Here is a 14,528-nt window from a genome sequence, read left to right on the forward strand (position 1 = left end):
CTGTCCTAAACCATTGATACAGTGCCGCCCGGCACCCGGTTGAAAACAGGCCCGGCCTGTGCCCCGTAAAAAGGATTTCCATGCCCCGTTTCCATCGTTTCGCCCTTGCCCTCGCGGTCACTAGTTCGCTCGTTGCGGCGGCACCGGCGTTCGCCAAGGCGAAGGCCGCCAGCCCCGCACCGATCGCCGACCTCGTGAAGGCGGTCGATATTCCGTACCAGAGCTTTACGCTCGACAATGGTCTGCGCGTGATCGTGCACGAGGATCGTAAGGCGCCCGTGGTCGCGGTGTCGGTATGGTATCGCGTCGGGTCGAAGCATGAGCCCAAGGGCAAGACGGGCTTTGCGCATCTGTTCGAACATCTGATGTTCAACGGATCGGAAAATGCGCCGGGCGATTTCTTCGAACCGCTGCAACAGGTCGGCGCGACCGACGAGAACGGGACGACCAACGTCGATCGCACCAATTATTTCGAGACCGTGCCGACTGGCGCGCTCGACATGGCGCTGTTTCTCGAAAGCGATCGCATGGGGCATTTGCTGGGCGCGGTGACGCAGGAGAAGCTCGATAACCAGCGCGGCGTCGTCCAGAACGAAAAGCGTCAGGGCGACAACAACCCCTATGGATTGTTGCGGTACGAGATTTTCGAGAATCTCTTTCCGACCGGCCACCCCTATCACCACAGCACGATCGGTTCGATGGGCGACCTGAATTCGGCCAGCCTCGCCGATGTGAAGAAGTGGTTCACCGACAATTACGGTCCGAACAATGCGGTGCTGGTGCTTGCGGGCGATGTCGACGTCGCCACTGCAAAGGCCAAGGTGCAGCAATGGTTCGGCGACATCCCCCGCGGGCCCGAAATTATGGCGCCCAAGACGTCGGTTCCGACGCTTCCCGCGCCGCTGGCTAAAGAGGTCAAGGATCTCGTCCCGACGACACGCCTCTATCGCATGTGGGCCATCCCTGGCCTCAACGATCCCGAAGCGGTGCCGCTGCAGATGGCGGCGACGGTGCTGGGCGGGCTGTCCTCGTCGCGCCTCGACAACGCCATGGTACGCAAGGATCCGATCGCGGTGAGCGTGTCGGCGGGCGCGCAGCCGTTCGAGGATGCAGGCTTCCTGATCGTTCAGGCCGATGTGAAGCCCGGTGTCGATCCAGCCGTGGTTGGCAAGCGGTTGGATGAGGAAATCGCGAGCTTCATCGCGTCCGGCCCCACTGCCGACGAGTTGCAGCGTACCGCCGCAAGCTATCTCGCGGGGACGATCTCGGGGCTGGAGTCGGTCGGCGGGTTCGGCGGCAAGGCGGTGACGCTGGCCGAGGGGGCGCTCTATTCGAACAATCCCGCCTATTACAAGATCGAGCTCGACCGGATGGCAAAGGCCACGCCCGAACAGGTCAAGGCGGTGGCGCAGAAATGGATGTCGCGCCCTGCCTTCTCGCTGACCTACACCCCCGGCGAGCGTACCGAGGGCGGCGAAAACCGCGGCGGCGCGGTGACTGAGGGCAAGGTGGTCGCGCCGATCCAGCCCGACCGTTATTGGAACGAAGCGCTTGGCGATGTCGGGCCCGGCGCAGGCGGAACATCCTCATTCGCCGACCGTTCGCAGCTGCCCGCGGTCGCCGACCTCAAGGCGCTCGAATTTCCGGCGATCGAACGCACCAGGCTCAAAAATGGTGTCGAGGTCGTTTTCGCGCGGCGCACGACGGTGCCGACGGTCAATGTCGCGGTGAGCTTCGACGCAGGCTATGCCGCCGACCCGCACAGCGCATTGGGCACGCAGTCGCTGATGCTCAGCCTGATGGACGAAGGCACGCAAAATCTCGATTCAATCGCCTTTGCCGAGGCGAAGGAGCGTCTGGGCGCGCAGATCGACGCGACCGCCAATGCCGACGAAACGGTGTTCAGCCTGTTCGCGCTGAAGCCCAATCTTGGTGCCTCTTTGAGCCTGCTTGCCGACTATATCCGCAATCCGGCATTCGACGGCAAGGAACTGGAGCGCGTTCGCGCGCAGCAACTGAACCGGCTCAAGGCCGAGCTCAACAACCCGAGTGCCATCGCGTCGCGCATATTGACGCCGGTGCTCTATGGCGCCGATCACCCCTATGGCATTCCGCCCTCGGGTCTGGGCAACGCAGCCTCGGTGCAGGCGGCGACGCGCGACCAGCTCGCGGCCTTCCACGCCGCGTGGATCCGTCCCGACAATGCGCAGATCTTTGTCGTCGGCGACACCACGCTGGCCGAGGTGAAGAAGCAGCTCGATGCGACGCTGGGCCAGTGGCGGGCGCCCGCCACGGCCAAACCGGTCAAGCATTTCGAGGTTGCGATTCCGGCGCCGAAGCCGCGTATCCTGTTGTTCGACCGCCCCAAGTCGCCGCAGTCGGTGATCCTCGCGGGCAAGGTGCTCGACGCCAAGGGTGGCGACGCGCTCGAAGTGCTGCGGTCGGCGAACGATATTTTCGGTGGCAATTTCCTGTCGCGGTTCAACACGAACCTGCGCGAGACGAAGGGCTGGTCCTATGGCGTGCGCAGCCGCATTTCGGGCGATCAGGACCGGCTGACCTGGGTCGCCGTGGCGCCGGTGCAGGCCGACCGTACCGGCGATTCGATCAAGGAGTTCCAGAGCGACCTCAAAAGCTTCCTTGGCGACAAGGGCGTGACGAAGGAAGAGCTGGAGCGCACGATCAACGGCAGTGTCCGCGAACTGCCCGGCAGCTTCGAAACCTCGGGCGATGTGCTCGGCGGGCTGCGCCAGATCGCGAAGTTCGGTCGCCCCGACAATTATTACGAAAAGCTGCCCGCCACCTATGAGGCAATGACCACGGCCGAGATCGATGCTGCGGCGCGCAAGGCGCTGAGCATCGCCGACCTCGTCTATGTCGTCGTCGGCGATGCCGCGGTTGTAAAACCGCAGCTTGACGGATTGGGTTTGCCGGTGGAAACGGTGTCCCTCGATAACTAACATCAGTTTCAGTAAGGAGAGCCCCTATGTCTCAAGTCGATGGCAGCTATGATTGCGTCACCAAGTCGCCCATGGGCGATCAGAAGTCGGTTTTCACCGTCAACAGCAGCGGCGACGGCTTCACCGGCCAGAACGCCGGCGCAATGGGTTCGCTCGACGTCGAAAATGGCAAGGTCGACGGCAACAAGCTGACCTGGACCATGAACATGAAGGTGCCGATGCCGATGACGCTCGAATGCGAAGCGACGATCGACGGCGACGCGCTGACCGGTACGATCAAGGCCGGTGCGTTCGGTTCGATGGCGATGACCGGCACGCGCCAGGGCTGAATCACGAGCCACCTAATGCGAAGGGCCGTCCGTATCGGGCGGCCCTTTTGCGTTGCATAGCAATGCCCTTTGGCTTTGCGGGCATTCGGGGGCTATCCAAAGCGGCGACGCGGGCGCATAGGCTGCTCCCATGCACAAGCCGGCCCAATCCCCCCAACGGAGCCTGCCGGGCGACCGTGAGATGGTGGTCATGATGGCGATGGTCATGGCGCTGAATGCGCTCGCCATCGATTCGATGCTGCCCGCGCTTCCGGCGATCGGCGAGGCGCTGGGCGTTACCGTCGCGAACGACCGCCAGCATGTTATCTCCATCTATCTGCTCGGCATCGGTTTCGGTTCGCTGCTTTACGGGCCGCTGTCGGACCGTTTCGGGCGCAAGGGCGTGCTCGTCCCCGCGCTGTTCGCTTATCTGGCGCTGTCGATCGGGTGCGGGCTGGCGACGAGCTTTGCGATGCTGCTCGTGCTGCGTTTCGTTCACGGATTGATCAGCGCGGCGCTCGGCGTCATCGTCGTCGCGGTGATCCGCGACCTGTTCGCGGGCGATGCGATGGCGAAAAGGCTGTCGCTGATCTTCCTTGTCTTCATGATCGTCCCGATCATCGCGCCGACGATCGGGGCGGGGATCGCCGCGGTTGCGGGCTGGCGGGCGATCTTCATCGTGCTGGCGGTGATGTCGATCGTGATGCTGCTGTGGCTCCGCCGCCTGCCCGAAACGCTTGCTCCGGCCGACGTGCGTCCGCTCGACCTCAAGACGATGATCGCGGGCTGGGCGACGGTGACGCGGCACCGCCGCGCCGCCGGTTATATGATCGCGTCGGGGATGATGCAGGGCGCGCTCTATGGCTATCTCAACAGCAGCGAACAGATCATCTCCGAGGTGTTCGGGGCGCAGGCGATGTTCCCGTTGATCTTTGCCTGTGTCGCGGTGGGCATCGCGATTGCGAATTTCTCGAACGCCGCGATCGTCGAGCGGTTCGGCGCGCGCCGTGTGTCGCAGTCGGCGGTCTTCGCCTTCATGGCGACCTCGATCCTGCAGATTATCGCAGCGCTGAGCGGCGCGGAAACGCTGTGGATGTTCACCGCGCTGATGATGGTCAATGTCGGCCTCGTCGGCTTCATCGGCAGCAATTTCGGGTCGATCGCGATGGAAGATTTTGGCCATATGGCCGGGGTCGCGTCGTCTTATCAGAGCTTTGCCAAGACTTTGCTCGCCGCGACCGTCGGCGCGACGATCGGGCAGCAATATGACGGCACGACGCTGCCGCTGGCCTATGCCTTCCTGATCAGCGCGGTGGTTGGCCTCGCGCTCGTCTTCTGGGCCGAACGCGGCAAGCTGTTCACCCGGCCGGGAACGGCGCCAAAGAGCCCTTACTGACAAGAAAAAAGGGCCGCCCCGGCGCATTTGCCCGGGCGACCCCCCATTCCCTTTTCGACTGAGCTTCCTCAGTTGATCGGAGTGTGCGGTTCCAGATCGTCCTCATGAACCTCGACGATACCGCGGCCAAGGTGGCTGCGGTTGCGGCTGTAGAGATAATAGATCAGCAAGCCGAGCGCGCCCCAGATCGGGAGCACCAGCATCGCATCCAGCGGCAGGTTGAGGAACAGGAAGATGGTACCGGCGATCGTGAGCGGGCCGACCAGCCACAATGCAGGCGTCCTGAAAGCGCGCGGCTGGTTGGGGGCGGTCCGGCGCAGGATCATCACCGCGATGGCGACCATCATGAACGCATAGAGCGTGCCCGCATTGGCGATGTCGGCAAGCTTGCCGACAGGCAGGAATGCGGCAGCAAAGGCCACCGCCACGCCGGTGATCGCAGTGATCACGTGCGGCGTCTTCCACTTCGGATGCACCTTGCTCCACGATTCAGGCAGCAACCCGTCGCGGCTCATCACGAAGGCGACGCGAGTCTGGCCGAACAGCAGGATCAGGATAACCGAAGGCAAAGCGACAAAAGCTGCAATTCCGAGCATGTTGCCGACACCTGACCAGCCGATCTGGCGAAGGACGTGCGCAAGAGCTTCGTTCGAGCAGACGAGGGGCAACTCGTTCGCGGCATAGGTCGCGCACTGGCGCGCCAGCTCTTCCGAACCGGCGGGGAAGGGAACGCCGTTCGGCCCCATGATCGGCTGGCCGCCTACGGTGCCGATCGCGCCCGCCGCCACGAGAATGTAGAAGACGGTGCAGAACAGGAGCGAGCCGATCAGGCCGATCGGCACGTTGCGCTGCGGATTTTTTGTTTCCTCGGCAGCGGTCGAAACCGCGTCGAAACCGACATAGGCGAAAAAGATCGTCGCTGCGGCACCGACGGCGCCGACGCCCGAGCCAAAGCCGCCGAAGACCCCGGCGGGCAGGAAGGGGTTGAACTTGTCTGTCGTGAAATAGTCGCTGGGCAGCGTCAGGATGATGAAGGCGGTGAGTGCAGTGACTTTGATCGCGACGAGGATCGCGTTGACGCGCGCGCTTTCGGTGGTGCCGATCATCAGCAGCCAGGTAATGAGCAGCGCGATAACCACGGCGGGAAGATTGATGAAGCCGCCCTCGACGCCGCCGAGCGCGAGCGGAGCGCCGGCAAGGAAGGAAGGAAGCTGTATCCCAAGGAATTCGTTTAATATTGTCCCGGTGAAATAGCCGGACCATCCGACCGACACGGCGGAGGCCGCCACAGCATATTCGAGGACGAGCGCCCACCCGACCGTCCAGGCGAGCATTTCGCCCATGGTCGAATAGGTATAGGTATAAGCCGAGCCGGCGACCGGGATCATGGCTGCGATTTCAGCATAACAGAGCGCCGCGACGATGCAGATCAGGCCGGCGATCGCGAAAGCGAGCATCAGGCCGGGGCCGGCCTTTTGGGCGCCTGCCGCCGTCAGCACGAAAATGCCGGTGCCGATGACGCAGCCGATGCCGAACAGCGTTAGTTGAAAGGCACCCAATGTGCGGTGAAGCGACTTTTTTTCCGCTGTCGCCAAAATGGCATCCAACGGTTTTACCCGGTCAAATAGCATATTCTTCCCCTTGGGGCGGCTGAACTGCCGCCGTCTCATGGCGGGGCAGACTAGTCGCTCCGCGCGTCAGCGCAACTTAATTTCATGCGCTGGCGCAGCCTACCGTACCGTAAAGCGCACCCGGTCAATCATTCGGCCGCCTGGATCAACCAGCGTGAGCATATGGACCCCGGGGCGCGGCAGGATCTGCGCCCCCGCATCGGCGTCGCCGAGCGTTTTCTTGTCGAGGATCAGCCGGTATCCGGCAACCGATCCGCTAACGGTGACCGCCAGCCGTTGCCGATCGATCGGAATGTCGGGATCGAGCGCGTAAACGCTGCCGCTGATGGGGCTGGTGATGCGCGGCCGGCGCGCGGCGTGCGGCGCCGCGGCCATTTCACTTTGTGCGGTGCCATGCAGGAAATATTCGCGCCGCGGTGGTTCGCGCGTTCCGGGCAGGCTGATCTGACGCGCATCAACGCCATCGGGCATGGCGGGAGGCTTGCCAGGGCTGCCCGCGTGGAGCGCGAGCATGACGTCGCGCCACACCGGCGCGGCGCCCGACGTGCCCGAGACGGCGCGCATCGAATCGCCCTCGAGATTGCCGACCCATACTGCGACGGTGAAGCGGTCGGACCAGCCGATGCACCAATTGTCGCGCATGCCTTTCGATGTGCCCGTCTTGGCGGCCGCCCAGAAGGGGAGGCGGAGCGCGCTGTCGGCGCCGAAGGCATCCGTACGTGCCGAGGCGTCGGAAAGGATGTCGCCGACGATGAAGGCGGCGGCGGGGTTCACGATCTGGCGCGCATCATCCGCTTTTTCGCTTCGCATGAAATGGACAGGGGAATAGCGGCCCCGATTGGCGAAGGTACGGAAAGCGTTGGCCTGTTCGACCAGCGAAACTTCGGCGGAACCCAGTGCAAGGCTGAAGCCGTAATACTCGCCGTCCTCGACGAGGCCGTGATAGCCGAGGGCCCAGAGGCGGTCGCGGAATTGCTGGACGTCGTCGATGACGAGCGCTCGCACCGCGGGGACGTTGAGCGAGCTGGCGAGCGCGTGGCGGACGCTGACCGGCCCCTTGAAGCTGTGGTCATAGTTTTTCGGTACATAGAGCCCCGAGGCGGTGTCGAGCTGGACGGGGCTGTCGTCGAGGATCGACGCGGCGGTGAGCCAGCCATGTTCGATCACCTGCGCATAGAGATGCGGTTTCAAGGTCGAGCCCGCCTGCCGCCGCGCGTTGGCGCCGTCGACCGAGGCGGCGGTCGATTTGAGGCCGACGCCCCCGACATAGGCGAGGACTTCGCCCGTGGCATTGTCGAGCACGACGACGGCGCCGTCGCGCACGCGGTCTGAGCCAAGTCCCGCGAGCTGGCGGCGCAGCGCGACGATCGCGGCGGCCTGGATGCGGCGGTCGATCGTGGTTCTGACGCGCTTGCCGGGCTTGTCGAGCAGGCGGACGGCGAGGTGCGGCGCGAGCGCAGGGTCGAAGCGCGCGGCATGCTCGCCCGAAACAAGCGTTGCTGCGGCCGCGCGGATCGCGGTGCAATCCTTTGCTTTTGCAACACGGCACGCGCGGCGGCCGAGCGCTTCGGCACCCGCGGCGGGGTTAGGGAGGAGGCCGGCGAACAGCGCAGCGTCGGTGCGGTTCAGCTCGGCGGGTTTCTTGCCGAACAGGCTTTGCGCCCCCGCGCCGATCCCTTGCGCCTCGCCGCGCAAGGGCAAGAGGTTGAAATAGGCCTCGAGCATCTGTTCGTGCGACCAGCTTGCCGCAAGCGCCTGTCCGGCGCGCATCTGGCGGAGCTTGGTTCGCCAGTCGCGTTTGCCGGGCTGCGCGAGGCCGGGATCGAGAAAGGCGGCGAGCTGCATCGCGAGCGTCGAGGCGCCGCGCGAACGGTCACCGGTCCCCCCCAACATTGTCAGACGCGAACGGATCGCGCTGGCGATGGCAAGCCAGTCGACCCCGCCATGCGACCAGAAACGGCGGTCCTCGCTTTGCACCACGGCGGTGCGGACGGCAGGGCTGATGTGGTCCAGTGGCACCCATGCAAGGCGGCGGCGTTCGAAATTGACGCGTTCGCTATCGAGCAATTGGCCGTCGCGGTCATAGAGCCATGCTTCGCTTGGTTTCCAACCGGCGCGCACCTCGTCGAAGGCCGGCATCGCGGGCGGCCGCGTTGCGAGATGTGCGATGGTGACGAGAACAAGCGCCGCGAGCGCGGCCCATGCAAGGACATGGGGCCAGCGCCGCCGGCGCCCGGGGACGGGCGACAGGCTCATCGCATCACTGCGTGACGCTGGCGATCGTCATCGGCGCGTTCGGCCACTGGCCGCGGATTGCGGGCGAATACATCGCCTCGACCCGCGTCGGCGGCAGGGTGAATTTGCCCGAGCCGTTCAAGCGCACGACATATTCGACCGCGTGGGTGCCCGCGGGCATCCAGCCGAAATAGCCGCGCCAGCTGTCCTTGCCGCGTTCGACATAGCTTGGCTGCGCGCCCGATCCGCCCGCCTGTTCGGCGAGCATTTCGGACTGGCCGCCGAGGTTGCCGACGATCGTCGCGCCGGGGGCGATGGGGTCGTTGATGACGACCCACGTCCGTCCCGCCGCCGCGACGACCTCGATCCGCACCTTGATCACATCGCCGCGCGTCAGCCGGTCCTTGTTCGCCGCCTTGACGATGCTGACCGAGCGCTTGATCCGGTAACCCGCGTTGAGCGGTTCCTTGAGCGGGACCGCCGCCTTGACGCTGACGGTCGCCCAAGGCGTGCCGGTGCCCTGATGGTTCAGGCTCATCGTCGCGGCGTTCAGCGCGACGCGAAGCGGTGAGGGCGTTTCGGCGGGAAGCGGCCAGCTTTGCGACGCGGTGGCGCCCGCGAGGCTTACATTGGTGACGCCGGTGATCGCGCTCGCCGGATAGAGTTCGGCGAAGCGGCGGACGGTGACCGCGCCCCATGCGTTGGCGAGGGTGGTGTCCCAATGGCCCTTGCGCTGGCGCTGTGCGACGCCGACCATCAGCTTGCCCGCGTCATCCTCCCAGCCCTTGCGGCCGAGCACGGCTTCGAGTGCCTTGATCGCCATTTCGTCGCCGCTGGTCATCATCCACCAGGGCGCACGAGCATCGTCGACAAGATCGAGACGCGTGCCTTCATAGACGAGACGCTTGCGAAGTTCCGCCTCGGCCGCGGTGCGCAGCGCGGGCGCGTTCCGGACGCCCGGCGTCTTTTCGAGCGCGACGAGCCAGTCGGCGAGCGTGCCGGTCGCCATGTCGACCGGCGCTACGTCGATGGCGGCGACGAGGCTGGCGCTCGACGCATTGTTGCGCGCGAGTGCCGCCAAGGCTGCGATGCGGACGGGGCGGATGTCCCACGGGCCATAGCCCTTGCGCGTCAGCCGCCCTTCGACGACCGCTTGCAGGGCTTTCACCATCTTTGCTTTCGACGCCTCGGGGATCGCGAAGCCGTTCGCCGCGGTCACGTTCATGACATAGGCGGTGAGTTCGATCGAGCCCGTCATGCGCTCGTTCGGCCAATAGCGTAGCAACCCGTCGTCATCGAGATAGGTCGGCATCGCGCCCGCGAGCGCCTGCCACCGCCCGACATCGCCGAGCGCGACCGCGCGCGACGTCTGCTGTTCGAAACAGGTATAGGGGTAGGCGGCCATATAGTCGCGCACCCCGGTGAGTGGTGGCGCGAGCGTGCCCTCGAGGGCGATGTCGACATAGCCGCCGGGAAGCGCGCCCGTGGGGATCGCGATCGGCAGCGTCGTCGCGGGGCCGACGCGGAACAGGCTGGCGGCCCAGGTTTCGACCGGTACCGCGGGTTCGACAGTCTGTTCGAAGACGAGGCGGTCGCGGACCTTGCCGCCCTTCGCGACGGCATCGACGGTCCACTCGATCGGGCCCGTTTGTTCGGGCGCGGTCATCGACCAGCTGATCGGCACCGCGCCGCCCGCCGGGATGGTGACGGTGAGCGGCGGCGCGGTCGCGACGGCGGGCGACAGCGTCGGGGTCGCGGTGACCTCGATCGGCTGGTCGGTGCCGTTGCGCAGCGTGAAGCGCGCGTCATAGGTGTCGCCGGTACGCACCAGTTCGGGCATGCCTGCGAAGACGCCGAGATCCTGCACGGTGCGGACGGTCGTCTCGCCGGTCCCGAAATATTGCGAGCCGTCGGTGGCGATCGCGACGAGGCGGAAGCCCGAGAGATTGTCGCTGAGCGGTACGTCGATCGTGGCGCGGCCCTTGGCGTCGAGCGGGACATTGCCTTTCCACAGCAGGACCGGACGGAAATCCTCGCGCGTCAGGCCGGAGAGGTCGCCGCCGCCGCCGCCGCCCGGCTCCAATGCCTTGCGGCCATAGTGGCGCTTGCCGACGACCTGCATCTGCGCGGTCGATGTCAGCACGTCGAGCGTGCGTTCGCCCATCATCGCCGGCAGGACGTCCCAGCTTTCGTTGGGTGAGAGCTGGAGCAAAGCCTCGTCGACCGCGGCAAATGCCAAGTCGGCATTCTTCGGCGCCTTGCCGTCGGGGGTCTTGACCTCGATCGCGACCTTGGCGGTTTCGCGGACCGAATATTTCTCCTTGTCGGCCTTCACCTTGACGCCGAGCCGATGGCCTTCCCAGCCGACCTTGATGCGCGCGATGCCCATCCGGTAGCTCGGCTTGGCGAGATCGACCAGCGCGGTCGGCGGGGCGCCTTCGCTATTCTCGATCTTGAAGCCGACCGCGCGTTTCATCTGGCGGAACCAGCTTTCCTCGCCGGTCACGCGCCCGCGCACCGCCATCACGGACACGTAGACGTCGGGGGCATAGGTGGCGGGCAGTTTGACCTGCACGACGGGGTTGGTACCCTTCAGCGGCACGACGAAGCTGGAGAGCACGCCTTCACGCTCGACGGTTACGAGCGCGGTGGCTTCGCGGAACGGCATGCGGACCTGGAAGCGGGCGGTGTCGCCCGCGGCGTAGCGCGGCTTTTCGGCGATCACGTCCATGCGGTCGCCATTGTCGCCGCCGAACCACCAGTCATTGTCGCCCGCGAGCCAGACCGAGCGCACCGCGCGCGCTTCATTGCCGTCGGCATCCTGCGTCGTCGCGACGACGGTCACCTCGCCCGAAACGCCGGGCGCCATCGCGCAGCTCGCGCGGCCGAGCTTGTCGGTGGTCGCCGAGCAGGTCGCGTCGAGGCGCGTCGTGCGCATCTGGTTGTCATAGGCGTAGAAGCCGCCGATCAGGCGGCGGCGTGCGGTGATGATCTCGCGGTTGTAGACCGCGACCTGTATGCGCTTGCCGGCGATCGGCTTGCCGTCGAGGTCGAGCGCGATGAAATTGAGGCGCAGGTCGCTGTCGCGCATCAGCCAGCCGTCGGTCTTGACGCCAAGGCGGACCGCCGACGGGTAGAGGGTGATGCGGCGGCTCGACGTCAGCGTCTCGCCATTGGCGTCCTCATAATCCATTTCGGCCGCCATCAGCGTCGGTTCGGTGATCGGCTGGTCGACCGTGACGCTGGTCGTCGCCGCGCCATTGGCGTCGAGTTTCAGCGGCACCGAGCGTGCGAGCGGCAGTTCGGCACCGGGTTCGTCGCCGCTGTCGTCGAGCTGGACGACGCCTTCCTTCACCGGCTGGCCGTCGAAATCCCAATCCTTGTAGTCTTCGGGCGGCGACCATGATGAGCGGAAATTGGTGCGCAGTTCGACCGGAATGTTCGGTGCGGGGCCGCCCGACAGATAGCCGACGAAGAGGTTCAGCGGTACGGCGGCGGGACGCACGAGCGCGGTTTTCGGCCCGGTGATCGTCGCCTTCATCGTCGGCAGGCGATATTCGTCGACCTTGACCGACTGGCCCGACCAGATCGTCTTGTCCTCGCCGTCCTTGTCCTTGGTGACGAAGACAAGTTCATAATCGCCCATCGGCGCCGAGGCGGGGACATTCCATGTCGTGTCGCCGCTGCCGCTCGCGGCGACGCTGAACGGCATTTCGAATTCGGTGTCCGAGCCGCGGTGCACGAGGCGCAGCTTGCCCGCGAGCGCTTCGGGGGTGCGGAAGCCGGTGCCGACCGGGCGGCGGAGGACATGCTTCATATGGACGGTCTCGCCCGCTTTCACGAGCGAGCGGTCGAAGACGGTGTGGAGGATATCCTCGCGTTCGGACCAGCCATAGGGGAGGTCGAAGTCATAGGGGCGGATGCCATTGCCCCAGTCGGTGAGCGTGAAGCTGAAATCGTCGCCCGAGCGGGCGCTGACCATCAGCGCATGGCCTTCGCTGCTCGCGGCGTCGGCATCTTCGCGGCAGCTCGAATAGGTTTCGGGCTGCGGCAGTCCGCTCGCGAAGGCGAGGCGTCCGGCCTTGTCGGCATTCCCGCGCGCGAGCAGGCGGCCGGTGCAGCTATCGGTGACACGGATTTCCGCGCCTGCAACGGGCAGCCCGGTGCTCAGTGAGGTCACCCACGCGAGCGAACCTTCGCGGCCCCATTTGAAATGCACCGCCATATTGGTGACGAGCGCGGCGGTCGTCACATAGCGCGTCGATTTGCGGCCGAGCAGCGCGGCGCCGAGCTCGGGGCTCGCAATCTCGACGACGTGGAAGCCTTTTTCGCCGAGCGGGATTCCGACGACCTCGAATTCCTTGCCGCCCGCGGCCGGCGAGAGCTGCATGTCGCGGCGTTCGCCGCCGGCGGGGGCGTCCTCGAACACCGACTTGGTGCCGGTGTAATTGACCGTGACCTCTTTGCCCGCCGCATTCTTTTCTTCGCGATAGTCGGTGTCGTCGGCGTCGGCGACGCGCTTCATCCACCGTGCGATCGCGGCGTCGTCGTCGCCGACCTTGAGCGTGGTCGCGGGCATTTTGAGGTTCGACTGGACGAGGCTGCTTTCGACGCCGCGCACGGTGACGGGCAATACGCCGCCCTCGCCGGCTTCGAGGATGCCGAATTCGGCTGCGAATTTGACCAAGGGCGGGGCGCGGTCGATGTGGAATTTCAGCGGGAAGTTCGACTGGTTCTGCAGCTTGCGGCCGCTCTGGTCGGTGACGTCGGCGGGGAGAACGAGCGTCGCGTCGACATTCTGCGGCAGCGGGCCGGCGAAGCGGACACTGGTCAGCCAGGCGTCGTTGCGGTCGTCCGCGTCGATCTTCGGCGTCAGTTTCTTGCCGTCGGCGGTGTTGAGCGTCGCGGCGAGGATCGTCTCGCGCGAGACGGGCGAGGCGAAGCTGAGCGTCACATCCTTGATCGGGTTGCAGCCCGCCTGCGGATTGATGCGGCTGCACGACATCTTTGCGGTAAATGCGGGACGCACGTCATGGTCGAAGCGCTGGTCGCGTCCGGCGGTGCGGCCGGGGATGCCCGCCTGCGAAATGCGCGCGTCCCAGACGAGCGCCATCTCGCGGCCGGGGGGCAGCGGACGGCGGCATTTGACCGCGACGACGCGGTCGAGCGCGGCTTCGCGGTCGGCGCCCGCGGCGGGCAGGCGCTGCGGCAGGCCGGCGTCGTAGGTGAAGGACTGGCGCGACCAGTTGTTGTCGCCGAGTCCGGTCAATATCTCGGTCGCGGTCGCGCGCGGCAGCACATCGAGCGGGATCTTCTCGCCGATGCCGTCGACCGCGCAATAGCCGAAGCGGCCGATCGAGGCGCGATCGGCGGCGACGTTGGTCGCGACGAGGAAGATCTGGTTCTCTTCGATATCGCCGTCCATCCCGCCGGCGAGCACGGCGCGCGCCGAGGGGCCGCCAGTGTCGAGCGCGAAGCGGCTATTTCCCGCGACCGACACGCCGCGCGCTGTTTTCAGCCCGTCGCGGAGCTCGACATGACAGGCGAGCCCGCCGGGAAGCGGCTTGTCGAATTCGAGCACCCAGGTGCGCGTGTCGACCCAGCGGGATGACGCGGGGAGTTTGCAATCGTTGGTTGCCGGGGCCGCGGCGCGGGGATCGCCAAGCGGCACCATGTCTTCGGAGAAACGCAGCGTGAAGCGCGTGATCGTGCCGTCGCCAGTGCCCGAACTGCCCGGTGTAGCGAGCGTGACCTGCGGAACCGTGTCGGCGGTCGCGGTCGCGGCCATCGCGAGGGTGAGGGGCAGGATCAGCGCCAGTTTTGCCTTGCCGGCCAATGCCGTAGCCAGCGCGCGCCATCCCTTGCCCATCGTCAACTCCCCGTTCGGTCCGAACATCTATCCTGCTGGAAACAGGGGACAGAGTCCACCCGTCGTCGCATGCCGCACACGGTTAATCCTGCTTCGCGAAATTGCTGTGACCGCCGTCATAGACAGCGG

Annotated in this window: 6 protein-coding genes; 3 read left to right on the top strand and 3 right to left on the bottom strand. The window is 65.7% G+C overall.

Annotated features, from left to right (window positions below):
* The first annotated feature begins 80 nt into the window (after positions 1-80).
* From BLW56_RS08870 to BLW56_RS08880, 3 genes are all read left to right on the top strand, one after another.
* Positions 81-2,960 carry a M16 family metallopeptidase gene (locus tag BLW56_RS08870; protein WP_093510163.1) on the top strand — a complete coding sequence of 960 codons (2,880 nt, stop codon included), beginning with the start codon at positions 81-83 and terminating at the stop codon, positions 2,958-2,960.
* A 26-nt stretch (positions 2,961-2,986) separates the two neighbouring features.
* On the top strand, positions 2,987-3,289 hold the full coding sequence (locus BLW56_RS08875) for a hypothetical protein (RefSeq protein ID WP_062185929.1): 303 nt from the start codon (positions 2,987-2,989) through the stop codon (positions 3,287-3,289).
* 130 nt (positions 3,290-3,419) lie between these two features.
* Positions 3,420-4,664 carry a multidrug effflux MFS transporter gene (locus BLW56_RS08880; protein WP_093510164.1) on the top strand — a complete coding sequence of 415 codons (1,245 nt, stop codon included), beginning with the start codon at positions 3,420-3,422 and terminating at the stop codon, positions 4,662-4,664.
* Positions 4,665-4,732: 68 nt separating this feature from the next.
* On the opposite strand, the gene BLW56_RS08885 is transcribed toward BLW56_RS08880, so the two are convergent.
* The 3 genes from BLW56_RS08885 to BLW56_RS08895 all read right to left on the bottom strand — a co-directional run bounded on the left by BLW56_RS08885 (position 4,733) and on the right by BLW56_RS08895 (position 14,399).
* A complete protein-coding gene (locus tag BLW56_RS08885; protein WP_093510165.1) occupies positions 4,733-6,295 on the bottom strand; it encodes an amino acid permease in 1,563 nt (520 codons plus the stop codon).
* Positions 6,296-6,394: 99 nt separating this feature from the next.
* Entirely contained in the window at positions 6,395-8,551 is a 2,157-nt protein-coding gene (pbpC, locus tag BLW56_RS08890) for a penicillin-binding protein 1C (protein ID WP_093510166.1), read from the bottom strand.
* A gap of 4 nt (positions 8,552-8,555) precedes the next feature.
* A complete protein-coding gene (locus BLW56_RS08895; protein ID WP_093510167.1) occupies positions 8,556-14,399 on the bottom strand; it encodes an alpha-2-macroglobulin family protein in 5,844 nt (1,947 codons plus the stop codon).
* Positions 14,400-14,528 lie beyond the last annotated feature (129 nt).

It is taken from the genome of Sphingopyxis sp. YR583, from assembly GCF_900108295.1.
GTDB lineage: Bacteria > Pseudomonadota > Alphaproteobacteria > Sphingomonadales > Sphingomonadaceae > Sphingopyxis.